The organism is Undibacterium sp. Di27W (assembly GCF_049340345.1).
GTDB lineage: Bacteria > Pseudomonadota > Gammaproteobacteria > Burkholderiales > Burkholderiaceae_D > Undibacterium.
The window spans coordinates 57274-81500 of sequence record NZ_JBMPOS010000008.1; the positions used below are offsets into that span (position 1 = coordinate 57274).

General features: G+C 52.3%; 21 protein-coding genes. 9 read left to right on the forward strand and 12 right to left on the reverse strand.

The window, feature by feature from the left end; translation table 11 throughout:
- Window positions 1-76: 76 nt before the first annotated feature.
- Window positions 77-799 carry an MBL fold metallo-hydrolase gene (locus ACO0LF_RS16835; protein WP_423015978.1) on the reverse strand — a complete coding sequence of 241 codons (723 nt, stop codon included), beginning with the start codon at window positions 797-799 and terminating at the stop codon, window positions 77-79.
- Window positions 800-935: 136 nt separating this feature from the next.
- Here ACO0LF_RS16835 and ACO0LF_RS16840 point away from each other — a divergent pair, with 136 nt between their 5' ends.
- Window positions 936-1274: a winged helix-turn-helix transcriptional regulator gene (locus ACO0LF_RS16840; protein ID WP_423015980.1), complete on the forward strand. Its 339-nt coding sequence runs from the start codon at window positions 936-938 to the stop codon at window positions 1272-1274.
- Window positions 1275-1626: 352 nt separating this feature from the next.
- Window positions 1627-5121 (forward strand): EAL domain-containing protein, encoded by a 3495-nt coding sequence (locus tag ACO0LF_RS16845; protein WP_423015982.1) that lies wholly within the window; start codon window positions 1627-1629, stop codon window positions 5119-5121.
- Window positions 5122-5260: 139 nt separating this feature from the next.
- On the opposite strand, the gene ACO0LF_RS16850 is transcribed toward ACO0LF_RS16845, so the two are convergent.
- Entirely contained in the window at window positions 5261-6085 is an 825-nt protein-coding gene (locus ACO0LF_RS16850) for a M50 family metallopeptidase (protein WP_423015984.1), read from the reverse strand.
- A gap of 214 nt (window positions 6086-6299) precedes the next feature.
- Between ACO0LF_RS16850 and ACO0LF_RS16855 the strand changes: the two genes are divergently transcribed.
- The 3 genes from ACO0LF_RS16855 (at window position 6300) to ACO0LF_RS16865 (ending at window position 7941) form a co-directional block, all read left to right on the forward strand.
- Window positions 6300-6764 (forward strand): hypothetical protein, encoded by a 465-nt coding sequence (locus ACO0LF_RS16855; protein ID WP_423015986.1) that lies wholly within the window; start codon window positions 6300-6302, stop codon window positions 6762-6764.
- A gap of 38 nt (window positions 6765-6802) precedes the next feature.
- Complete coding sequence (locus ACO0LF_RS16860; protein WP_423015988.1) at window positions 6803-7180, forward strand: hypothetical protein; 378 nt, start codon at window positions 6803-6805, stop codon at window positions 7178-7180.
- Between the two features lie 182 nt (window positions 7181-7362).
- Complete coding sequence (locus tag ACO0LF_RS16865) at window positions 7363-7941, forward strand: NIF family HAD-type phosphatase (protein ID WP_423015990.1); 579 nt, start codon at window positions 7363-7365, stop codon at window positions 7939-7941.
- 234 nt (window positions 7942-8175) lie between these two features.
- On the opposite strand, the gene ACO0LF_RS16870 is transcribed toward ACO0LF_RS16865, so the two are convergent.
- Together ACO0LF_RS16870 and ACO0LF_RS16875 are read right to left on the reverse strand one after the other, a co-directional pair.
- A complete protein-coding gene (locus ACO0LF_RS16870; protein WP_423015992.1) occupies window positions 8176-9258 on the reverse strand; it encodes a calcium:proton antiporter in 1083 nt (360 codons plus the stop codon).
- 27 nt (window positions 9259-9285) lie between these two features.
- Window positions 9286-9819: a SixA phosphatase family protein gene (locus tag ACO0LF_RS16875; protein ID WP_423015994.1), complete on the reverse strand. Its 534-nt coding sequence runs from the start codon at window positions 9817-9819 to the stop codon at window positions 9286-9288.
- Between the two features lie 139 nt (window positions 9820-9958).
- On the opposite strand from ACO0LF_RS16875, the gene ACO0LF_RS16880 reads away from it, so the two are divergent.
- Together ACO0LF_RS16880 and ACO0LF_RS16885 are read left to right on the forward strand one after the other, a co-directional pair.
- Complete coding sequence (locus ACO0LF_RS16880; protein ID WP_423015996.1) at window positions 9959-10543, forward strand: TIGR01244 family sulfur transferase; 585 nt, start codon at window positions 9959-9961, stop codon at window positions 10541-10543.
- Window positions 10540-10719: a hypothetical protein gene (locus ACO0LF_RS16885; RefSeq protein ID WP_423015998.1), complete on the forward strand. Its 180-nt coding sequence runs from the start codon at window positions 10540-10542 to the stop codon at window positions 10717-10719. The genes ACO0LF_RS16880 and ACO0LF_RS16885 overlap by 4 nt, the downstream gene beginning before the upstream one ends.
- 49 nt (window positions 10720-10768) lie before the next feature.
- Here ACO0LF_RS16885 and ACO0LF_RS16890 read toward each other — a convergent pair whose 3' ends face one another.
- On the reverse strand, window positions 10769-11383 hold the full coding sequence (locus ACO0LF_RS16890) for a hypothetical protein (RefSeq protein WP_423016000.1): 615 nt from the start codon (window positions 11381-11383) through the stop codon (window positions 10769-10771).
- A gap of 313 nt (window positions 11384-11696) precedes the next feature.
- Here ACO0LF_RS16890 and ACO0LF_RS16895 point away from each other — a divergent pair, with 313 nt between their 5' ends.
- Window positions 11697-13661 (forward strand): ATP-dependent Clp protease proteolytic subunit, encoded by a 1965-nt coding sequence (locus ACO0LF_RS16895; RefSeq protein WP_423016002.1) that lies wholly within the window; start codon window positions 11697-11699, stop codon window positions 13659-13661.
- Window positions 13662-13679: 18 nt separating this feature from the next.
- Here ACO0LF_RS16895 and ACO0LF_RS16900 read toward each other — a convergent pair whose 3' ends face one another.
- The 3 genes from ACO0LF_RS16900 to polA all read right to left on the reverse strand — a co-directional run bounded on the left by ACO0LF_RS16900 (window position 13680) and on the right by polA (window position 18622).
- Window positions 13680-14300, reverse strand: a complete 621-nt coding sequence (locus tag ACO0LF_RS16900; protein WP_423016004.1) for a hypothetical protein — start codon at window positions 14298-14300, stop codon at window positions 13680-13682.
- A gap of 801 nt (window positions 14301-15101) precedes the next feature.
- A complete protein-coding gene (locus tag ACO0LF_RS16905) occupies window positions 15102-15629 on the reverse strand; it encodes an REP-associated tyrosine transposase (RefSeq protein ID WP_423016006.1) in 528 nt (175 codons plus the stop codon).
- 200 nt (window positions 15630-15829) lie between these two features.
- Window positions 15830-18622, reverse strand: coding sequence for a DNA polymerase I (gene polA, locus ACO0LF_RS16910; protein WP_423016008.1), 2793 nt, complete (start codon window positions 18620-18622; stop codon window positions 15830-15832).
- On the opposite strand from polA, the gene ACO0LF_RS16915 reads away from it, so the two are divergent.
- The gene (locus ACO0LF_RS16915; RefSeq protein WP_423016010.1) at window positions 18623-19360 is read left to right on the forward strand and encodes a TIGR00730 family Rossman fold protein; all 738 of its coding nucleotides are present in this window, start codon (window positions 18623-18625) and stop codon (window positions 19358-19360) included. It begins immediately after the preceding gene.
- Window positions 19361-19468: 108 nt separating this feature from the next.
- Here the strand turns inward: ACO0LF_RS16915 and ACO0LF_RS16920 are convergent, their stop codons facing one another.
- The 4 genes from ACO0LF_RS16920 to ACO0LF_RS16935 all read right to left on the reverse strand — a co-directional run bounded on the left by ACO0LF_RS16920 (window position 19469) and on the right by ACO0LF_RS16935 (window position 24004).
- On the reverse strand, window positions 19469-20275 hold the full coding sequence (locus ACO0LF_RS16920) for a hypothetical protein (RefSeq protein ID WP_423016012.1): 807 nt from the start codon (window positions 20273-20275) through the stop codon (window positions 19469-19471).
- A 131-nt stretch (window positions 20276-20406) separates the two neighbouring features.
- On the reverse strand, window positions 20407-20976 hold the full coding sequence (locus ACO0LF_RS16925) for a DUF922 domain-containing protein (RefSeq protein WP_423016014.1): 570 nt from the start codon (window positions 20974-20976) through the stop codon (window positions 20407-20409).
- A 25-nt stretch (window positions 20977-21001) separates the two neighbouring features.
- Window positions 21002-22189 (reverse strand): basic secretory protein-like protein, encoded by a 1188-nt coding sequence (locus ACO0LF_RS16930; protein ID WP_423016016.1) that lies wholly within the window; start codon window positions 22187-22189, stop codon window positions 21002-21004.
- Window positions 22190-22447: 258 nt separating this feature from the next.
- Complete coding sequence (locus tag ACO0LF_RS16935) at window positions 22448-24004, reverse strand: DUF4214 domain-containing protein (RefSeq protein ID WP_423016018.1); 1557 nt, start codon at window positions 24002-24004, stop codon at window positions 22448-22450.
- Window positions 24005-24227 lie beyond the last annotated feature (223 nt).

Below are 24227 nucleotides of genomic sequence, written 5' to 3' on the forward strand. Positions count from 1 at the left end.
AGCAGCAGCGACAAAAGAGGAAGCAAGCCCTGGCCTGCTTCATCCCGCGATAAATCCAGTCTAAAGATAGCAATCTTCACTCAGGCAAGCTACGCAAATTGTGTATGTGCGCCTGCACTTCTGTCGCAGGCAAGGGGCCGCCATGTCCCATATAAAACTTGCTGGCACCACTATCGAGTAAGTGCTGCAATTCAGCAGCGACCGCATGGGCATCGTCTTCAAAGGGAGGTCGCATGGCGTGACCAGTCCTCAGCAGGCCACCCAGCAAGATGCCGGATGCCAGCAAATCGCCAACCATGGCATCGCTGCTGGCTAGTTGCACTGAAAGCGAGCCCGCGGTATGGCCAGGTGTGGGCTTGAGCTTTCCGGCAAAACCATAATCAGCCAGGTCCAGTTGTTCATCCCCTTGTAACAGTATGTCAGGCGTGAAGGCGGTATACGGCTGCAAGATTAGTCCTGTACGCAAAAACAGGCGCCCAAACCAGCCCGTGGCACAGAACTGCATGGGCTTTTTTTGCTGATAATAATCCAGGTCCCCTGCGTGTGCCACCACAGGTGCGCCTGACAGCTGACGCAGGCCTGCTGCACTGCCTGCATGGTCGACATGAGCATGGGTGATGACGATGAGCCTGATATCGGCATAGCTCAGGCCATGATGCCTTAGCGCACGGGCAATTTTGGCCTCTGATCCAGGCAAGCCTGTATCGACCAGGATGCAATTGCGCCCCTGCATGATGAGATGACAATTGACCATGCCAAAAGGCAGGATGGCGATACGTTTGATGTGTGGTGCAGACATGGTGAGACACTCCCTGGAAAGATGAAACTTGCATGGATGCGCGCGCCTTGCTATTTTGAGTAATCGGCGCAGTTTCAACAAGTACGCACAAATTTGTGACATACCCACCAAAAAGTAACTATTGGAAGATTTCAAAGTGAAAAAAGAATGGCATACAGAAAACCCCATGGCTTGCCCCATGGTCCTGGTCATCAACAGAATAGGAGGTAAGTGGAAACCGATTATCTTGCACATGCTGAGCAGCGGCACCATGCGTTTTGGCGAACTAAGGAAGAATATCCCGCCCATCAGCCAGAAAATGCTGACTCAGCAATTGCGTGAGCTTGAAGCCGACGGCATAGTCAGCCGCAAGGTCTACGCCGAAGTGCCTCCCAAGGTGGAATATGCCCTCACCAGCCTGGGCACAACATTGAAACCTCTATTGCAGGATTTATATGCATGGGGAGAACAGCTACAAGAACAGGGACTGACGTAAACAGCCGTACATACGCATTTTTTTGATGCCCAAGGCATGCTAATATGGCTACATGAATGCTCAGCTGAAGTATGGCTTTTAGCAACATCTTGCCATATCTATCGATACTACCGTTTGAAAAATGTCTCAGCTTCAGTGAGCATGTTAAATTGAGAAGACTCTGATGAAGAACGCTCTGATTGAGAACACTCTGATAAAGGACAGCGAGTGAACTTGGTTAAGCGCATGGCAAGCCCGGGCGCGCTTCATACTAAGCTGGCTTATTAAGCTGGCTTATTAAGCTGGCTTATGTCAATGATGATATCAATGATGGACAGGACTGACTCTTTCCAGACCTACACCTAGGGAAAGCATGATGACAAAACCGCGTGAAGACTTGTCTACTGCAGCGCCACCAGCGCCTGCGCGGTCTATACGCAGTTATTTACTGATGCTGGTGCTGGCGGTGTCGCTACCCTTGGTGGCGGCGGTGGGTTTTGGCATTTATCACGATTTCCAGCGTTCCACAGAACACACCAAGACCGCCCTCAGGACCATGACGAATGTCATGATCAAGAACACCAAGGGCAAGCTTGAGCAGGTGCAAAAAATCATGGGTGGCATCGCCAGCCTGCCTACCGTCAGACAATCACAATTGCAGGAGTGCCCTGGCAGGCTCAGCAACCTGGCCAGCCTGGACCCGGTATTTGCCCGCCTGGCGATCGCTGATTTGCAGGGTAATATCCTGTGTACGGTACGTAGCGGCCCAGCCACCCTTGTCAAGGAAATGGTCAGCATTGATGAGATCGGGCGCACTGTTTCCACGACCAGCCTGACCATCTCACCGCCACGTCGCCTGCATGCCGGCGGCCCCTGGTCAATCACGCTGAGCCTGCCTATCCTGGACATGCAGCAAACTATGGTAGGTGTGGTCAGTTTGTCGGTGGATGTGAGTTTTTTTGATCCTGCCATTCCCGCCCAGTTCCTGCCAAGCTCCAGCCGCTATGGCTACTTCCGTGATGATGGCATCATGGTCTGGCGCAACCTGGACCCAGACAGTGTCATCGGCACCCGCCCAAATGCGCAGGCTGCCAGACAAATCGTGGAATTGAAAAACGGTGAGTTTGAAAGCATGGCCGTAGATGGGGTAGTCCGTTTTTTTTCTGTCACCTCGCTTCCTGAACATGGCATGGTGGCCTTTGTCGGCGTACCAAGCAATACCATTTTTTCTGAAGCGCGTAGCCGTGCCATCCAGTCAATTGCGCTGACTTCCCTGATGATAATACTGCTCTTGCTGGTAGCCCTGGCTTTTGGGCGACGCATCACACTGCCCATGACAGCCATGGAAAGCCTGGCCCGTGCAGTACGGGCTGGCGACCTGGGTGCCAGGGCCCAGCTGCAAGGCCCGGTTGAATTGCAAGCCGTGGCGCGTGAATTCAATCGTATGCTGGCAGCGCAACAGCAAAGTGATGAACAGTTCCGCGCCTTTCTCGACAATAGTGCCATCGTCGCCTGGATCAAGGATGGCGATGGCCGCTATATCTTTGTCAGTGATAATTTTTTACGGCGCTTTGCCTTCAAGCTCAATCAGGTCATCGGCAAGACCGACCATGATTTCCTGCCTCCCGATATTGCCGATGACTATCGTGAAAGTGACCTGGCCTTGCTACAAAGTGGTTCACAAAATGAAGCCATCTGGCCGTCTGTCAATGCCGACGGCAGTAATAGCTGGTGGCTGGTCAACAAGTTTGTGTTCACAGGATCAGAAGGCAAGCCGCAACTGGGTGGGCTGGCAGTGGATATCACTGAACGCAAGCGCATGACCGACCTGGATGAAATGATTTTACAAACCGCCATGGATGCCTTCTGGCTGATCGACAAGGACGGCAACCTGCAAGCAGTGAATGAAACCGCTTGCACCATGATGGCGTATACCCGGGAAGAAATGCTGACCCTGAATATTGTCGACGTTGATGTCCTCGATGAACACCATGGCAAGCTCCTGCATGAAAGGCTGGACAGTGTACGCGAGGCGGGCAGCCAGCAATTTGAAGCCCGCCACCGGCGCAAGGATGGCCGCATCATTGACGTTGAAGTCTCGGTACGCTACCTGCCTGGCCAGGAATTGTTTCCGGCCTTTGTGCGCGATATCACGAACCGCAAGCAAGCTGAACAAAGCCTGCATCTGGCAGCCACCGTATTTGAATCGCATGAAGGCATGTTTGTGACGAATGCCGAGAAAATCATGCAACAAGTCAATCGCGCCTTCACAGAAATCACCGGCTATACACGCGAAGATGCCATAGGACAAAACCAGGATTTGCTCAACTCAGGTCGCCATGATGAAGCTTTCTTCAGCGACATGGACCAGCAATTAGCACAGACCGGTTCCTGGCAGGGCGAGATCTGGAATCGCCATAAAAACGGCCACATCAGCCCGCAATGGCTGACCATTACTGCCGTGCGCGGGCGCAATGAGGAATTACTACATTATGTCGGCACCCTGGTAGATATCTCCATGCGCAAGGCAGCAGAGGATGAAATCAAGAACCTGGCCTTTTATGATCCCCTGACCCGTCTGCCCAATCGCCGCCTGCTGACCGACCGCCTGCAACATTCCCTGCTGGCTTGCGCCCGCAATGGCCGCCATGGTGCGCTGATGTATATCGATCTCGATAATTTCAAGACCCTCAATGATACCCAGGGTCATTACAAGGGCGACCTGCTGTTGCAGCAAGTCTCAGACCGCCTGGTCCATGGTGTGCGCGAAGGCGATACCGTGGCACGCATAGGTGGCGATGAATTCGTGCTCTTGCTGGAAAACCTCAGCGAGTCTCCGCATGAAGCAGCCAGCCAGATAGAAATGGTGGGCAAGAAAATCCTCGCCGCCCTGAACCAGCCCTACGATCTTGATGGCTATGAATGCCATAGCACACCCAGCATAGGGGCCGCCCTGATTTCCCAGCAGGACCATGGCTATGAAGAATTGATGAAACAAGCCGACCTGGCCATGTATGCCGCCAAGACGGCTGGGCGCAATACCCTGCGCTTTTTTGATCCGGCCATGCAGGCCGTGGTCACATCGCGCGCGCGCATGGAAAAAGAATTGCGTGAAGCTTTGCGCGAACAGCAATTGCGCCTGCATTATCAGGCCCAGGTGGGCGCAGATGGCGAACTGATCGGTGCCGAAGCCCTGGTACGCTGGCAGCATCCGCAACGCGGCATGATTTCTCCGGCAGAATTCATCCCGCTAGCAGAAGCCACCGGCTTGATACTGCCGCTGGGCCAGTGGGTCTTGCGCACCGCCTGCGAACAATTACTCAGCTGGGCCAACGATGCTGCCAGCGCCCATTTGACGATCGCCGTGAATGTCAGCGCACGCCAGTTCCGGCAGGCCGACGTGGTAGAACAAATCCTCGAGGTCTTGCGTGCCACTGGTGCCAAACCAGAATTATTGAAACTGGAATTGACCGAGAGCCTGCTGGTCGACGATGTCGAAGACATCATCCTGAAAATGGAAAAACTCAAAGCCGCCGGTCTGTGTTTTTCACTCGATGATTTTGGTACTGGCTATTCGTCCCTGACTTACCTGAAACGCCTGCCGCTCGATCAGTTGAAGATAGACCAGTCCTTTGTACGCGATGTCCTGACCGACCCAAATGATGCCGCCATCGCCAGGACCATCGTCGCCCTGAGCCAGAGCATGGGCCTGTCGGTCATTGCAGAAGGTGTGGAGAGCGCCGCCCAGAGAGATTACCTGGCCAGCCAGGGTTGCCATGCCTACCAGGGCTATTATTTTGGCAGGCCCATGCCCATCGCCGATTTTGAAGCTGCGCGCAAGCCAGCGGTTTGCCCGTCTACACTTTAGCAGTCAATGTGCAGGGTGCGTCATGCGCACCGCCCCCCTCTGTCAACATCCTCAAGAAGCGATGGCTCCGGTGCGCATGGCGCACCCTACAAGTACAAACCACGCATCTTTCTGCAATCGCGCAATTGGTAAAAATAAATTATTTGGGCTGCCGCAGAGCGCGCATGACACCCAGCCCCAGCAGGGCAAAGTTCAGCAAGGCGATCAAGCCTGCGTAAAGTGCAAAAATCAACCAGGGCAGGTTTTGTACGCTAAAAGGGGAAAACAATGCGGCAAATACCCTGGCATCTGAAAAACCGCCATTGTGCAAGACTTCGTAACGGAAGATATAGCTGGTATCGCTAAACGCTGAATAACACAGGACTATGCCCAGGCATTGCAAGACCAGTCTTTGCCAGGCATCCGAAGCGCGCAACAAATACACCATAGCCAGTATCAATGTCACTGGCAATACCAGCGCCAGCAAATGCAGTACATGCCATTGCCTCAGCAGTGGATAATCGCTGCTGCTCATGAACAGCGGTTTAAGCATGTAATAGCCGCCGCAGGCAAAAAATAGCAGCAGCGCCAGATAGGGCAGGCGCAATTTTTGCGCCCTGGTCGACACCATCAGCAAGATACTGCCAAACAATGCCGGCCCCAGCAAACCGCCCAGCAAGACCAGGCTTTCCATGCCGCCACTGGTGATGGCGGCCCCGCCATATTCATCCATCTGGAACCAGTAAAACCTGCCACCACTGAGCACACTGGCCAGGCCATGCCCCATTTCATGTACAAATACACCGAGGTAGCGCAAAGGAGCCGTCAACCAGTAAATAGGATAAGCCAGTGCTGGAAACAGCAAAGGCAAGGCTATCCACAACAAGAAAATCACCACCATCAGCGACAGCAACATGCGCCTGTGACCCAGGCCGCGATTGCTGGTGTCAATGCTGGTATAAGTTGTCGCTTGCTGGACAGCCATGCCGGTTCCTGGAGAGTAAAGATTATTGATAGTATAACCAGATTCACTGCTCATCCATACCAGTGCATCCGGCCCCATCAATGCAGCTCAGGCCCAATACCTGACGCAGTTGCAGTTTTTTTGCTGAATGCCAAACAAACATGACAATTCTGCAATGCAATAAAATCCCGCTGGACATAGTAGAATTGCGGAATACACCTTACCGGAAACTTGCATGTCTAAAAAAAATGAACTTACCCTGCTACTGGCCAAAGTTCTTTTAAAATTCAGTTCTGACTCCCAGCTGGCATGGGACCAGTCATATTGCCGTTATCTGGCAGAAGACCAGGTCGCACCGAGTTTTCAATTCATGTCCAGGCTGGGCAAGATACTCAGTGCACGCGCCGCACAGGCAGAATACACAGACTTGCTGGGCCCGTTGATGCAATCCCTGTTTGATGAAATGCTGGCAGAAACCAGTCGCCGCCCCGTACTGGCAGTGCTGACCGTAGATGCTGCCAAGACCTATAAGCTCAAGCTCGAATACCAGAATCCCCAGGCCCATGACATCAGCCTGCTGGCCCTGGGCACACCTGCCTCTTACTTTGCGGCAGATGAAATTGAGATACCCGCACAAGTGCTGGAACAGCAAAAGGAAATGGCTAATTTACTGCACAATATCGCATCAAAAAAACCCTGAAGCATATCAATCTGCATTCCTTTTCTGAAAGGATCACCATGCCGGAAACCGCATCCACTCTCGTATCCGTATTCAGCGTGCTGGCAGACATGATGTCGGATCTGCCCGCATCCGATGATAGTTTTGACCGCAAAGAAATCCGTCAGCAAGCCATGCAGCATTATCTGCAGGCGCAATGTGAAGCTGCCGATGAACGTTATAGCTTCCAGGCCAGCACTGCCACCATCGTGAAGGTCGAAGAAAGCGGTGGCCATGGCCATGCGAACTACAGCCTGACCATTTTCGCCCGTAATCCACATGGCGAATATTTCATGTACACCACCACCTCCCCTTTTCAAGAAAAACTGCTCAAACACGTCAGCCAGCGCATGGCCCGCGTGGTCCTGGATAAGGCTTATATCGAGCCAGAGGCCTGAGCTGGCTGCGAAATAATTCACCGTCTGTTTTACCGGAAAAGCGGTGCGTTATAACGCACCCTACTTACTGGGCAATTTGCAGGGGGCGCCGTGCGCACCACCTGCCACGCATCAGTCGTCGCATTCTGTTATATTGATTTTTACCGAAAAATATTTCTCGCGCTGACAAGTGCAATACCTGTATGAACAAGAAACTATTGATACTCGATCTGGATGAAACCCTGATCTATGCGACTCAACAACAGCTCGCACATGAAGCTGATTTTCAATTCTTTTCTTATCACGTCTACCTGCGGCCACATGTGCGGGAATTCATCACATTTTGTCTGGAACATTTTGAATGTGCCGTCTGGACCTCAGCCTCTGAAGACTATGCTGCCATTATCGTCCAGCACTTGTTTGGTGAAGACCCACCACTGAAATTCGTCTGGGCAAGACAACGTTGCACCCGCGTTTTTGATCCTGAATATCAGGATTTTGAATGGGTCAAAAACCTGCAAAAAGTAAAACGCCGGGGCTACAAGCTGGAGCAAGTCATCATGCTGGATGACACGCCAAAAAAACTGCGCCGTAATTATGGCAACCTGGTACGCATTAATATGTTTGAAGGAAATACTGAAGATCGCGAACTCCAGCTTGCCATGTCCTATCTGCAAGAATTGAAGCAGGCAGACAATATTCGCGCAGTTGAAAAACGCGGTTGGCAAAAGCGTTTTATCGAAGGCCAGCCAGAACCCCGACCTGGGCAAGGTGCGTTATAACGCACCCTACCGAATCGGTAATTTGAAGAGTGCGCCATGTGCACCAAAGGACGCATATGATGATGTAATTTCTTCCCGCGCCTTAATATCGTCAATTGAAAGCCTGGAGTTTTACTGGTAGGGTGCGTTATAACGCACCATGTTCTGAGATACGAAAGCTGCCATAAAATGCGGTACTGGCTGCATACGAAAGTGGTGCGCGCAGCGCACCCTACCCTGATGTAGCCAGCACCGTCATGGCACTATCGTGGTAAACAAATACACCGCAAAGATCACGCAATGTATGGTGCCCTGCATGATGGTGGTGCGCCCTGTGCCCAGCGAGATCGAGGTGATCATCAGCGATAGCAGCAACAAGACCATGGACTTGGCATCCAGGCCCAGGGTCAGTGACCAGCCTGTGGTCAGTGAAATGACGGCCACCACAGGTATCGTCAAGCCTATGCTGGCAAGGGCAGAACCCAGTGCCAGGTTGATGCTGGTTTGCAGGCGATTGGCACGGGCAGCGCGAAAAGCAGCCACACCTTCAGGCAGCAAGACCACGATGGCGATGATGATACCGACCAGGGCCTTGGGTGCACCGGCAGCCGCAACTGCATGCTCCAGCGTGGGGGCCAGTGACTTGGCCAGCAGCACCACGGCACCCAGGCATAGCATGAGCAAACCAGCACTACTCCAGGCCACGGCATTGCTGGGCGGGGCGGCATGCACCTCTTCATCAGCGACTGCAGTGGCTGGTAAAAAATAATCGCGGTGACGTACGGTTTGCACCAGCACGAAAGTGCCGTACAAGACCAGGGAAACGACGGCGATAAAAGCCAGTTGGCTGGGGCTATAAACCGGCCCTTGTGCTGTCGACGTAAAATTGGGCAAGACCAGGGTCAGGATGGCCAACGCCGCCAGCGTCGCCAGCGATGTGCTGGCACCGCGCAGGCTAAAGCTTTGTTCTTTGTGCAGGCTGGCCCCGGCCAGCAGGCAAAGACCGATGATGCCATTCAGAATAATCATGATGGCGGCAAACACCGTATCACGCGCCAGGCCCGATGTCGCCTCGCCGCCGGCCAGCATCAGCGAGACTATCAGTGCCACTTCTATCAGCGTCACAGCCAGTGCCAGCAAGAGTGTGCCAAAGGGTTCGCCAATTTTATGGGCCACCACCTCTGCATGATAGACCGCCGTCAACACACCGGCAAACAAGGCGATGGTGAGCAGGACAGCATATAGCGGGGCGCTGGTCAGCATGCCCCCACCGAGTATGATCCAGCTAGCGAAGGGGATGATAATGGCCCAGCGTGGTAAGGTCGTGGAGATAGTCATGCGGCTTCCTCTTGTTTGAATGTGTTTTTACTGGCAATCAGCATTGGCATTGATCATATCAGCCTCACCATAATGTGCCTGCACCAGGTTGCCAGGTTTGCCGGGTTGTGCCGATGGGCGCAATACCAGCATATGGCTAAAACTGCTTTCGCAAAAATCTTTCATGGCAGGCGCACCCAGGGCAGTGGCCAGCGCCGGTATGGTATTGCCATGGCCCACCACCAGCACCGTGCCCGTGCTGGCACGCACCGCGCTCAGCAATTGCCGCAGATGTTCTGCCCCGCTCCCTTGTATAACTTGTGCGGTGATGCCCTGTGCCTGTGCCAGCGGCTGTGCAGTTTCACGGGTACGCTTGTAATGAGTAGTGTAAATGCTGCTGACAGCGCTATGCTGCAAAGTCCTGGCCAGCGCCTGCGCCCTGCTCTGCCCGGCTTCTGACAAACCAGGATCATTACCCTGATCTATGGCTTTCTCTGCATGGCGCACCAGGATGACCAGATCAGGCTCAGCCTGGACTGCGACAGGCAAGCCAGCCAGGCAGCAACTTAACAAGGTGATCATTATTTTTTGCATGAATGCGTCCGTCAAGAAATTTAAATAAAGGTGTAAGCAAGAGCGAATCTATATCGACTTAGGTATGGGGGATTTTACTAGAACTCCTATGTTATGCTTAACCATCTCTACACTGCAGGACCGCAATATGAAATTGCCAGGTAATAAAACTATTTTCGGCATCGCCCTACTGGTGGGAGCCTTGCCCATTATTGGTTTACAACTATATAGCCGCCATCAGCAGCCGCAGCCAGACGTCAGCCAAATCACTCCCATCCTTGCTACGCGTCATTTGCATGGAGAAATCTGGGTCAGCGAACAAATCAGCCCGCAAAGCATAGCTACACTCAAGCAGCAAGGCATACAGAGTATCATCGCCATGCGCCCGGACGGTGAAGTAGAAAACCAGCCTACGGCCGCGGCCATGGAACAGGAAGCGCAAAAGCATGGCTTGAAATTTTCTTATATCCCCATCCCGCATGGTGACATACCAGAAGCCCGTGTCAAAGATCTACAAAATATATTGGCAAAAACCGAAGGCCCGGTATTGATGTATTGCCGCAGCGGCAGCCGCGCTGCCCGTACCTGGAGCCTGGCTGAAGCATCACGTGCCGGTGGCCTGGATCTGACAACAATTCTGGGCGCCGTCAAATCAGCAGGACTCAAGGCAGAAGACTTGCAACCCTTGATAGAACAGCGCATTGCGACCAGAAATGCGGGGGGAAAATCATGAATGCATCCCTTGATGAATCTCAGTCTATCAGTCAGCAGCAAGCGGAAGTAAAACCAGGCCTGTCTATCGGGCAGGTCCTGTTCAAAATCACGCTCATCATCCTGGGTCTGGGGCTGGGTGTGGTGGCGGGAGTATTTTTCTGTCTATTCACAGGTTTGATAGATTTTTCTTGCTGAGACTGCTGGATCAAGGTAATGCAAAATGTCTTTCAGACACAGCCACCTGCTAGACGATCATGCGAGTCCCGGTAGTGCGAAGACTGGCTAATATATCCATCGCCGCAGCCACCGTTTGCTCTACAGATGCCGCATCATTCCCCAGCACAGCCCACAATGCTTCACTCAGTGCTGGCGGTTTGCGGATCTGTGCATAAGCATCACGGGCACAAGCACCCGATCTCGCGAAGGGAATAACAGTAGCGCCGTTTTCCAGCGCTATCCTGACTTCATCTGCCGTGGCTGGCCCGCCTTCGATGACAATATACACGGGGGCCATGCGCGCCAGCACGGCGCGACGTTCTTGCATGTCCTGGCCAGCATACAGGCTTAATCCATAATCCCAGGCAGCCATGCCCTCCGGCATGACATGTACCACCTGTGGCGGCAAGCCCAAATCCAGACGAGCTTGATAAAAACTGCGGCCACAGGCTTCGCCTATGCCAGTGACACCGCCAGTCAACAACACGGCTTCTGGTAATGCTGCCAGGGCTTGCCCAAGCAGTATGCAAGTCTGTTGACTGTCTGCATGCCAGAATGAGGTGCTGCCTATGATGGCTACAGGCATGCCAGGGGGTAGCCTGCTGAGCAGGCTTTGTGCTTGTTGGTTTGCGTGGTTTTTCATAGTGATACTATACATCGCCAGGTAAAGATACAGCCTGATAAACAGGCTCCATGGCAGCACATGCCCTCAGACATAAAGTGAAAATCAATATCAGAAAACATATTTGCATACGCAAGTGCAGGCTAAGGCCAGGAAAATAAATGAAACGCGACACTAACAGCTAAGCAAGTTTTTTACCATATTTTCTCCCTCTGTTTCTACTTTTCAGCTCAGCCATACTGCCGCCTTTCCTGAAAAACTTGTGCACAGTATAGAGCTATGAGATGCTAGTGAGCATCTACCTCACCGCACATAGGCAAAGCAAGACACATCCATGATCAAATTAATGCGTTTCATCAATCTGTTATTGCTGGTTCTCCTGGGTTTGGGTGCTTTTTATTCTTTTTTCACCGCGCACTACACTGGCAATGCAGAAATGTATGCTGGGATGTTTGGTATTGTGTTGGTCATGTCGTTTTACTTCTTTCCCTGGCTGGCATTGTCGGACCATAGCAGCAAAAATCGCTTGCGGCTGGCCTGGCTATTTTCCTGGCTGTATGCATTCGTCGCGGTGGGGAGTGCGATCGGCATCAGCATGAGCCATACCCGCATGGAATGGCATGTCGTGTTACCCATCGTCCTGGCTTATGTCTTGCCCTGGGTATTGAATTTATTGGCCTTTAAAAAGAAAAAACTTGAGCTGGAAGCCAGGACAACAGATGCAGCCCTGACAGATTCAACAAAGGACGACTGGTCAAAACCAGTTGAGAACAGCTTTGCCCCTAAAGCCAATTACCTGCTGGCGCACTGGCGCGGCAATCTGCCGCTGGGAAAATCCTCCTGGCTCAATGGCGTATTCCTGGGCCATGTCCTGGTGACAGTAGTCGCTATGAGCCTGACCAAACTCATGGAAAAAAGGGGCGCTTCACTAAGGGCGCTGGCGATCTGCATGATCATCTTTTTATCGCTTGCCACCCTGGCCTGGTTCTGGGCGGTGGTAGGTATGGCGCGTGCGGCCAGCAAACATAAGTCACGTGGCGGCTCTATCCTGGCGACCCTGCTGGCACAAGTATTTGTGGTCGCCAGTGTCGTAGTCGTCGTCTTCAGAGTCGTTAATTTTAACTTGCCGCAATTACAGGAATTTATACTCATCGCCAGCGGTCATGACAGCATGAGTAGGGTCAACATCAGCGCCTCTGTCCAGGGTGATACCTTATCGCTCAAGGGTCAGCTGGGCGAAGGCAGTAGCGTCTATTTTGCCGAATTCCTGGAAAAAACACCTCACACCAAAACCATCATCCTGAATTCATCCGGTGGCCGCCTGCTGGAAGCAAGAAAAATTGCCAGCATCATCAAGGCCAGACAATTCAATACTTATGTTGAAGACTTGTGCGCCAGCGCCTGCACTTATATTTTCCTGGCTGGCACCGACCGTGCCGCTACCCCCAATGCAAGAATCGGTTTTCATCAACCCAGTTTTCCAGGTATCACCGGGAGGGATCTGGATACCGCCACACAAGCCATGCTGGATGAATACCGCCAGGCCCAACTGCCAGAGCCGTTTATCCAGAAAATAGGTGCGACCGAATCTGCAGGCATGTGGTATCCCACGCGCGAAGAATTGCTGGCGGCTGGCGTCATCACCCGCACCACACTCGGCGGTGAAAGCAGTATCAACCTGTTTTCTGAGATGAATTCGCGCGATGATATCCTCAAGGCCTTGCGCGACGCCAGTATCTGGCGCATCTACGAACAACGCCAACCTGGCAAGCTAGAAGAAATTGCCGACCTGCTCTGGAAAATGAAACAGCAAGGTGCCAGCCAGCAAAGCCTGCAAAACGCTGTGCAACCCATGATTGCACGGGAATACACCAGTGCACTCAAGGATGGCCCGGCAAGCTATCTTGATGCCTATGCCAGCCTGCTCATCGAAGAACTGCTTGCTGCAAAAGACATCAGCCCGATTGCCTGCGCCAGCCTGATCAAGGGTGAACTCAATATCTACCGCACCTTGCCCCCACCCCTGCCAAAAAAGCACCGTGAACTGATGGAAAAAGTCTTGCTCAATAATGAACACGGCAAGAGCTACACCATGCAATCCAAAGAATTTAATACCGCAGCCCCCAAGCTCATGGCCTTTATGACGCCCTTGCACAAACGCGTCACCGAAGACCTGCAAGCCTACCAAAAGCAACCCGAGCTGCAATGCGAAGCAGTGATTGCCCTCTACCGAAACATATTGCGCCTGAATGAGAAGGACAGGTATGTAGTGCTGAGCGGGCTGGTGCAGGCCAGATAGGAAGATGTCAGCAAGAATCTAGCCATTGTAGACATACATGACCAAATGCCTTTCCGGGCTGACCACAATCAGCCCTGTCCGTCCATAGGCATAAAAATTGCCGGGTCTGTTGATCATGGCATTTGCCTCAGAGAGCACCCAGCGCTTGATGCTGAGGCAAAAACCATATCTGCAAATATAATCTTCTATCTCCATACGCCCGGACACTTTATTCATTTCCCAGGATTCGTCCGCCGCTATGGGTGTCATCTTCCAGTTGTCATAGCTACCACGCCGGCCACGGCTTTGCTGATTCTGGTTGGCAGGCATGTTCGTGAAAAATTCCGGGCCACGCGTCAGGATGAATTGGTTAGTCTCAGCTGGTAAAGGATAAAGGTGTATCCCCGACTCATTCCCACCTGGCCCAAGTCCCCAGGATTGTTCATTTTGGTAAGCAATGGAAGTCACCCCCAATGCATCAGGAACAGCCTCCAGCATGAACTGTCGTTCATACAGTTTATAGGCCAGATAAGGGACACCTGTCACCGTCACCGCCAGCAATATAAAAGTACGGCGTGAAAGTTTTTTGTAGAGGTAAATGATGCCTGCAATAATAGCCAGCGGGATGAGGAAAGTTAGTACGAGGATGAGATAGTACATGGAGACGATTTATTGTTTTTAAGTTGTTGCGATATACGGGAAATGCATATCTTGCAGCTTGGATTACAAGGTAGCTTGGATTACAAGTGTAGGTTGGGCTACGCTTCATCAGCCCAACACTAGGCCTCAACAAACGTGTACGTTATTCAACCGCCCAGTGTTGGGCTAATACCCCGTCGCCTAGCGAGGCCCGGCCCAACCTACGTGATGGCCATCCTTATCTAATGCCATAATAGTGCAAGTGAATCATTCAAATCCTGCAAAATCTATTGTAGCCGCAGCTCGTAGGTTGGGCTACGGGTTATCAGCCCAACATTTGGCCTCAACAAACGTATGCGTTATTTAAGCATCCAGTGTTGGGCTGGTGAAGCGTAGCCCAACCTACGACGTACATAGCCATCCTTATCCAATGCCATAATAGTGCAAGTGAATCATTCAAATCCTGCAAAATCTATTGTAGCCGCAGCTCGTAGGTTGGGCTACGGGTTATCAGCCCAACACTTGGCCTCAACAAACGTATGCGTTATTTAAGCATCCAGTGTTGGGCTGGTGAAGCGTAGCCCAACCTACGACGTACATAGCCATCCTTATCTAATGCCATCATAGTGCGAGTGCATCATTCAAATCCCGCAAAATCTATTGTAGCCGCAGCTCGTAGGTTGGGCTACGGGTTATCAGCCCAACACTTGGCCTCAACAAACGTATGCGTTATTTAAGCATCCAGTGTTGGGCTGGTGAAGCGTAGCCCAACCTACGACGTACATAGCCATCCTTATCAAATACCATCATAGTGCGAGTGCATCATTCAAATCCCGCTAAATCTATTGTAGCCGCAGCATCACCCCAATTCACATCAAGCATGCCTTGCTCCATGAATTTATGCAATGAAGAATACGCCCACGCACTGGCTTGATCTACATAGCCATGCTTGACAGGATTGTAGTGCAGATAGGCGATATGTTTGTTCAGGTCATCATCATCTCGTATCATGTGCTCCCAGAAACGGCGTTGCCAGATACCACGCTCACGCTTTTTCTCGCGACTGCTGCTGATGTTTTCCTGTCTGGGTAAAGCTTTGGAAAATGCTGCCTTGATGAGTGACCAGCGCAATGAAAAATCCACGTCACCTTGTGGCATTTCCCAAATCGCATGCAGGTGCTCAGGCATGACGACCATGGCGATGATTGTGAAGGGATATCTTTGCTGTACCGTGCGAAACGCCGTCCGTAAAATGTCTATGTGCTCGGTAAGCAATTGACTTTTCCGGTCTTGCAAATTGACCGTAAAAAAGTAAGTGGCACCGGGAACATTGGCGCGGCGGTAGCGCATGGTTTATATAAGCTTGGGTCGAATAAAGAAATACTCGTATTTTATCTCAAGACAGTCGATGCTTGTAGGTTGGGCTACGCTTCATCAGCCCAACACTCGGCGTGTAAATAACGTATACGCTTATCAAAGGCTGAGTGTTGGGCTGGTGAAGCGTAGCCCAACCTACAACATCCACAACCTACAGAAGCAATCAACAATCCTCAATGCGCCTCTTCCCAATTCCCGCCCACACCCACTTCTGCCAATAAAGGCACATCCAGCTTGGCCACATTTGCCATCAATTCTGGCAATTTTTGTTTGACGAGTTCCAGCTCGGCCTGTGGTACTTCGAGCACCAGTTCATCGTGTACCTGCATGATCATTCTGGATTGCAGCTGATCTGTTTCCAGCCAGCCTTGTACCGCGATCATGGCGAGTTTGATGAGGTCGGCGGCTGTCCCTTGCATGGGGGCGTTGATCGCTGCGCGCTCGGCTCCGGCGCGGCGGGGGCCGTTGGGGGAATTGATTTCAGCCAGCCACAGGCGACGGCCAAACACGGTTTCTACATAGCCGTGGGCCTTGGCCTTGGTGCGGGTGTCGGCCATGTACTGGGCGACGCCAGGGTAGCGCTGGAAGTATTTGTCGATATAGCTTTGCGCGGCACTGCGTTCTATGCCGAGATTGCCTGCCAGGCCAAAGGCGCTCATGCCATAGATGAGGCCGAAGTTGATGACCTTGGCATAGCGGCGTTGTTCACTGCTGACTTCATCAAGCGCTACGGCAAATATCTCGGCAGCAGTGGCGCGGTGGATGTCTTCGCCGTTGGCAAAAGCCGCCAGCAGGCTGGCATCACCAGAGATGTGGGCCATGATGCGCAATTCGATTTGCGAATAGTCGGCAGAGATGATGACATTGCCCGGCCCGGCCACAAAGGCTTCGCGTATGCGGCGGCCTTCAGCAGTGCGCACAGGGATGTTTTGCAGGTTGGGGTCATTCGATGCCAGGCGGCCAGTGACGGCTACGGCCTGGGCATAATTGGTATGCACACGGCCAGTGCTGGCGTTGACCATCTTGGGCAATTTATCGGTGTAAGTCGATTTGAGTTTGGCCAGGCCACGGTATTCAAGCAAGACCTTGGGCAGGGGATAATCCTCGGCCAGTTTTTGCAAGACTTCTTCATCGGTCGATGGAGCGCCGGATGGGGTTTTCTTGACGACGGGCAGACCCAGCTTGCCAAAGAAAATCTCGCCCAGTTGTTTGGGTGAATTCAGATTGAAAGGCTGCTCTGCCAGCTCATAAGCCTTTTGTTCCAGCTCCAGCAGGCGTATGCCGATTTCATGCGACTGGGTTTCCAGCAAGTCTTTATTGATGTGCACACCATTGCGTTCTATCTTTTGCAGGACGACCGAGGTAGGCAATTCTATGTCGTGATAAACCCGCAGCAAATTCGCATCCGGCTCTATCTCTGGCCACATGGCGAGATGCAGTTGCAGGGTGATGTCGGCATCTTCTGCGGCATAAGCGGTGGCACGTTCGAGGTCGACCTGGTTAAAGCCTATCTGGCTGGCGCCCTTGCCGCAGACTTCTTCAAAGCTGATGGTCTTCTTGCCAAGGTGACGCATAGCCAGACTGTCCATGTCATGCGATTTATGCGATTCAAAGACATAGGATTCAAGCAGGGTGTCATGGGCGATGCCACGCAGGTTCACACCCTGGTTGGCGAAGATGTGGCTATCGTACTTAAGGTTTTGGCCGACCTTGGGCTTGCTGTCATCTTCCAGCCAGGCTTTCATCTTGCCCAGCACCACAGCCAGCGACAATTGCTCAGGCGCGCCAGGGTAGTTATGGGCAACGGGGATGTAGGCCGCATGACCGACTTCGCAGCACAGTGAGATGCCCACCAGTTGCGCCGTCATTGGTTCCAGCGAGGTGGTTTCGGTATCTACCGAGGTCAGCCTGGCGGCATTGATGCGCTCCAGCCAGGCATCGAGAGCTGCTTCGGTCAATACGGTTTCATAATTGTGCTGGACTGGTGCAGCCGGGGTATCACCATTATTGGTATCCGCATCGTCATTGAACAAACCCGCCTGTGCCGGGTTACCACCACTTGTGGCAGCCTTGGCGGCTGGCAGCGGCGTCGCGCCTGCGGTGGCGTCACCGGTGATTTCGCGCAGCCAGGTCTTGAAACCGTAACGGGTGAAGAAGGCCAGCATGTCTTCGCGGCTTTCTTCTTTGGCGATGAGGCTGTCTTGTATGGAATCGTAATGCCCTGCCAGGTCGCAATCAGTCTTGACGGTAATCAGCACGCGGCCTTGTGGCAGCCATTCCAGCGCGCTGCGCAGGTTGTCGCCGACCACGCCCTTGATCTTGTCGGCATTGGCGATGACGCCGTCAAGGCTATCATATTCTGTCAGCCATTTGACGGCCGTCTTGGGGCCGCATTTAGCGACACCGGGCACGTTATCGACGGTATCGCCTATCAGGGTCAGGTAATCGATGATGCGGTTCGGTGGCACGCCAAACTTGGCCAGCACGCCGGGTTCATCGAGCTTTTCATTGCTCATGGTATTGATCAGGGTGACATTGGCATTGACCAGTTGCGCCAGGTCTTTGTCGCCAGTAGAGACGATGGTATTGAAGCCCAGCTTGGTGGCTTCTACCGCCAGCGTGCCGATGACGTCATCAGCCTCTACCCCTTCCACCATGAGGATGGGCCAGCCCATGGCCTTGACGGCGGCATGGATGGGTTCTATCTGCAGGCGCAAGTCGTCGGGCATGGGGGCGCGCTGGGCCTTGTACTCGGCATACAGGTCGTCGCGGAAAGTCTTGCCTTTTGCATCAAAAACACAGGCCATGTATGCTGCCGGGTAATCAGCACGCAAACGGCGTAACATATTGATCATGCCGTAGATGGCACCCGTAGGCTCACCTTGCGGATTGCGCAGGTCAGGCATGGCATGGAAGGCGCGGTACAGATAGCTGGAGCCATCGACTAACAAGAGGGTATTTTGCATATGAGCGGAAACAGAAAAGAGGTAACGAGGTTGCGCCAGATTATCGATCAGGAAAGAGCAACTTCGCTGAAAGCGCGTGAATCATGGCATATGTTCACGATTATGGCAGAATTTATCGAGTCTACCGAGCGGCTTTCAACAATCCGCCCGGCCGTGACGATTTTTGGGTCTGCCCGTACCAAGCCAGATCACCCGGATTATGCCAAATGCGTGGATTTGTCACGCCGCCTGTCGGACGAGGGTTTTGCGGTCATCTCTGGCGGCGGCCCCGGCATCATGGAGGCCGCCAACAAGGGTGCTTTCGAGGGGGCATCGCCCTCAGTCGGCCTGAATATAGAATTGCCACACGAACAACGCAGCAATCCCTGGCAAAACATCAGCCTGTCCTTCCGCCATTTTTTTGCGCGCAAGGTGGCGTTTGTCAAATATGCGGATGCCTATGTGGTTTTCCCGGGTGGCTTTGGCACTCTCGATGAAGTCAGCGAAGTCTTGACCCTGATACAAACCGGCAAAAGCCGCAACATCCCGGTGATTTTAGTCGGCACCAGCTTCTGGAGCGGCTTGCTGGAATGGATCAAAGTGCAAATGGCGGGCAATGGCATGATCAATCATGACGACCTCTACCTTGTGCAACTGATTGATGAACCAGCCAATATCGTCGATGCCATTTTTGCGTTTTATGAAGCCAGGGATATCAATTTGTCGGACGATGAGCGGCAGAAGATGCTGTATCTGTAGTAGCAAGCAGGGTGCGTTGTAACGCACCATGTCCGGGATACGAGAAAGCTACGATGTCTCGGAAAAGCGGTGCGTTATAACGCACCCTACTGGATGCGGCAGCGTGTGCTAGCCCCCTACTTTTTGCAACTCCTTCTGCAAACGGAACAAGTCACTCATTGCATACAAGCCCACCGGTGGCCGCAAGCTGCCGCGGTCTGGCGGAGTGGTGATGCCACTGGCAATCAAATGGAATTGATTGGCAGGGTCAGGGACATGGCGCATGCCGCAGAGAGCCTGCATGGAGATGCGGGTCAGGCCATCATTATAGGTTTCGCCCCAGGCGGCACATCCCTGCAAGTCTGCCATGTCTGGCCGGCTGTCAAATCGCCCATCATATAACTCTATGATGGGGTATTCGTTAAAACCATGAATCTCATGTACATAGGCGGCATAGAAATACTGTTCCAGCTGTATGGCAATGACATCCTGTGCACGCAAGAATGTCAGATTATCCCTGGTGGAGGGGCGTTTTTTCAGGGCCACTGGCAGGCTGTTCAATAAATCCTTGATGGCATCGGTATCCCTGAAAAAAGCATCGCTAAGGGCAACGGCGGCATTCAGATTATCGATGGCTTGCAGAGCCAGTTGGGTCAATGCAGGTTCAGCCATGCCATGCTTGTGCAAGAGTAGTGCCATTGCCAGTGCGGTTTTATCCTTGTAAGCCGCGCTGACTTCTTCGGCAGGTCCTTGCAGGATACAATTCCAGCGCGCCAAAAGCGGGGGTAAGACATAGGTTTGCACCGTCAATTGCTTGTCATGCCTGGCATAGCTCATGGCGAGGGAGGTCAGGCTGGCGACATCGTCTTCTATGACTTGTACCAGTTGGCGGGCGGCCAGTTTATCCAGGGCTTGCTGATGACTGATAGTGCTCATGATGTTGGCTTTTTGAGGTAATACTTTTGAAGTAATACGTTTGAGATAATACTGACGATAGCAGCATGTGGGTGAGCAGCAAATCAAACTTGCATTTGCTCACAATATTTTGACACTCACGCAAAACCGGCTTAATCGGGTAGAAATGCGCCCTGGGTCTGGCCGTGCCGGGTTTGCGCATCATATTGCACATTCAGGATTTTCGCCTCCTCCGTCAGTGCCCTGCCATTTGCATTGAGTGCAGTTTTGAGCAATTCACAGCTAGCTAGTGCTGGCTGAGCCAGGAGACTGCGCTCTATCTTTTTTGCGGCTTCTCGCGCGATCTGCAAATGACCAAGTTCATGCTTTTTCAAGGCTGGCAGATACTGCTTGAATTGCGCAATCAGCTTGTCGTCCTTGCTGCTGAGTTCTGGCAGAGTAATCGTCGCTTTCAAGCTGACGCTGACAGTTTTGACTTTGCAGGTGCGCAGATCACTGGCCTTGTCATAGGTGTAGTTCCAGTGCATATCCCATTGGGTATGGCCGCGGTACTTCTTATCGCCTTCAGTGATAGGGCTAGCCGTAATCATGGCCCTGGATAAGGAAGTACCGGCTTCAGGCTTGACGGTGTAGGTGACATAGTTAACGGTCTCTATGACTTCTGCTTGTGCCAGCCCACTAAGCGATAACAGGCTCAGTAATATCAACTTGTTGATTTCCATGCCCTCCCCCCGCAAGTATGAAAACTCATCGACGCAAACGCTGGCTGACACTGTCCACCATGGCTTCTGAATAAGTCTGCCCGGTTTTTTCTGTTTCTGCCATCAGGCCGCGCCAGATGACTGGGGATGCCAGCTTGAGTTGCATGAAATTTTCTAAGCCGCAGGCATAGAAATAATCGTAAGCTGCCGGTTGATCCCTGACTTTGTCGCAGCGGGCAATAGCAGCAGTCTGGTAAGCATTGACATTTTCTGCCGTCCACAAAGCGGTATTTTGCAAGGCATCCATGGCCATGGCCTCGGCCCCGCCTTCATGTATCCAGGGCGCACTTTCACCTATGCCACCGCGGCTGACATTGTTTTGCCAGATATGTGCCATTTCATGGGTGACCACGCGCTTGACCATGTCGCGCGCTTTGGGGCTATCCTTGAGCAGGCCATTGCCACTCAGGCGATAAGTAATTTGCCCGTTAGTGGCGCCGCCTTTCATGGAAAAGCCAGAACTTTCAAACTCAACCACTGCAACCATCAGTATCAATTCTCGCTGTAAGGGGCGTTGATAGGTGTCGGCAAAATAAGTGGATGCCTTACTGGTTGTTGCCAGCAAAACCTCTGCTATCCAGGCGGGTGTGGCCGGATCCATGATGAGCTTGGCAACACCGACAGACAGCGGTTTTTGCGGGCCAAAATAAGCATAGGACTGCAAGCTTTTTTGCGGGTCTGCATAGCTGGGCGTAGGAATCACCGTTTCACCGGCACGCCCGCTGTAACTGACGGTGAGTGTCATGTCGCGACTTTTACTCCCTTGCCCCGCTTGATACACGGCACCATCAAAGAAACCCATATACAGTGCCGCACCGCCATCGCTGAAACGATTATTGGGCGCATAGTGTTTGGGCAAAAACTTGTTATAGGCACTGACTTGCACACTGAACTCGGTGATGGGCTTATCGCTGAGATAGCGCTCAGTCTGCTCAGCTTCCTGCAAACGCACACCCGCAGTCAGAGGCTGCCAGGCAGTAGCACGAAAATCACCGACCTTTTCAAATTCCAGCGATGTCACTGGCTCAGCAAATTTATAATCAGCGCGCCACTTGTCTGCGGCAATGCGAGTCAATTGCATGCTCACTGGCAAATTGCCTGGTTCGCCAGCCAGGACAGGCAAGGCAGTCATCAAGAAACTGGTCAACAAGATACTGGGGATAGGCTGGCGCATGGATAGATGTCGTTGAGAGAAATCGTTGAGAGAAGCGGTTGAGAGATGCAGTCGAGCGATACAGCAAATCAGTGTAATCTCATTCTAAAGCCAAACGTGGTACTTTGCCTAATTGCTTAAGCAGGCCGGTCGCACGCTTGATCATGCATGCCAAACCAGCCCGGTTCAGCATGCAATGAAACAGAACCCGGGCCTTGCTGATGCATGCTGACGCCGATCAGGCAAGCGCGGCATGCCGCGTTTTTTCCGGGTTAAGTTTTATCCAGCCCAGACCTGGTAGTCTATGCCATTTTTGATGCTGCCTATGACCTGGGCCTGGTTCTCTGCACTTTCACAAAAACTGGCCAAGACGCCCGCCGCGCTGATCTGGCCTTTGCTTAACTGGGTATTCCAATACTCAAAGCCAGCCTGATCAGGAGCGCGGTGCAAGACGTTTTGATAAAGATTATTCAGTAATGCGCTGATGGAGGGATTGCTGCCATACAGTTTCTGGAATTCTGCAGACTGAAAAAAACCAGCAGCCACGCTGGTCAGACTGCTTCCCTGATCCATATCCTTGATCCAGTAACCCAGACCTTCCAGGTCTGGGGTGCGGCCAAAAGCAGCCTGGTAAAGACGATACACCTGCCCTGCATTTCCATCGATGTCGAGTGCCACATTGCGGTCAGAAAATTGCAGGCGTTCTATGTGATTGAGCGTGTCACTGGCCTCTTGCTGGGATTTGAGCTGGACATTAAAGCCAGCTGCATTTTGTGTAATCGCATAGTCGGCGCGTGCGCCAGCATAGACAAAGGTGTCGCGGCCACTGCCGCCGTCCACCAATTCAGCATCTTGCGTATTATTGATCAGATCATTTGCTGGCGTACCCGTGATTATTTTGGGGGGTGCGCCCGGATTGACCAGGTACAACCTGCTGGCCACGCTTTCATTGACGCCCGCCTGGTCTTTGTAATGGGCCACTGCCCTTACTGCCTGGCCGGACAAATCACTTGCCAGGTTCAGCTTGTCCGTATTGGCGCCAGGAATATCAAGCCAGCTAGTACCATCGCTGCTTTTCTGCCAGCTATATTGCACCACACCCATGCCATCGGGGTCGCTCAGGTCATTGCTTGCTGTCACTGTGGTACCGGTCAGTTTGTCACCGCTGACTGACACTGTGCCCTTAGCCGCATCGTTGACGGGTAACACGGTAGCAACAAAGGTGGTGGTTTTCTGATTCTTACCATCGCTGGCAAAAATTTTAAAACTGTCTACGCCATAAAAATCCTGATCAGGAACATAATTATAGTTATTCTGCGAATAGGAGTCGATATAGATCTTGCCATGTGCAGGTTCTTTCAGTATCGAGAGTTTTGTTTCAAAATAAGACGTCAGCGGACTGAAACTCCCACTATAAGCCGTATAGTAGCCGTCTTCATTCAAGAGTATATTCAAGACATCTGGTATATTGATAATAGAAAATGCCTGGGCAGGCGGATCAAGATAGGCAGGTGTCTGCCCATTCAAACTCAAGGTGGAAAAATTCAGATCAAAGTTACCATTCCCAGCGCCTGAAAAAACCAGGGTGGCAAACGGCTGTCCGGCAGGAACAAGGCTGAACTGTCCGCTGATTTCAGTTGTCCCCAGGCCGTTAACAATCGCGCTTGAATCCGAGCTACTGGACGAAGCTGCAAACTTGATTTCACTAAACGACAGCGGTGCTGCAGTATAGGAAAATTTCATATAAATTGAATTCGAGGCAGGCAGGCTCTCTGAAAACAATTTAACGACATATCTGCCCGCTTCCACTCCCTGCCATATCGTCACTACCGTCATGAAAACTCCCTGAGGTTTTATACCGTGCCAGCTGTCAATAAATAAACATTTTAGCAGTGAACGGTGCGGAAAAAATTCAGTGGCACGAGGAAATTTGATAGAGTAATTAATTCCTTAAACTGTATGATCTTGGCTCTGAATCAAGTCTGACGCATTATCCGGGCTGGGCCAAATTCATTAGCGCCTATGCTTGCAGGCCACCAGATGTGGCGACAGGTAAGTC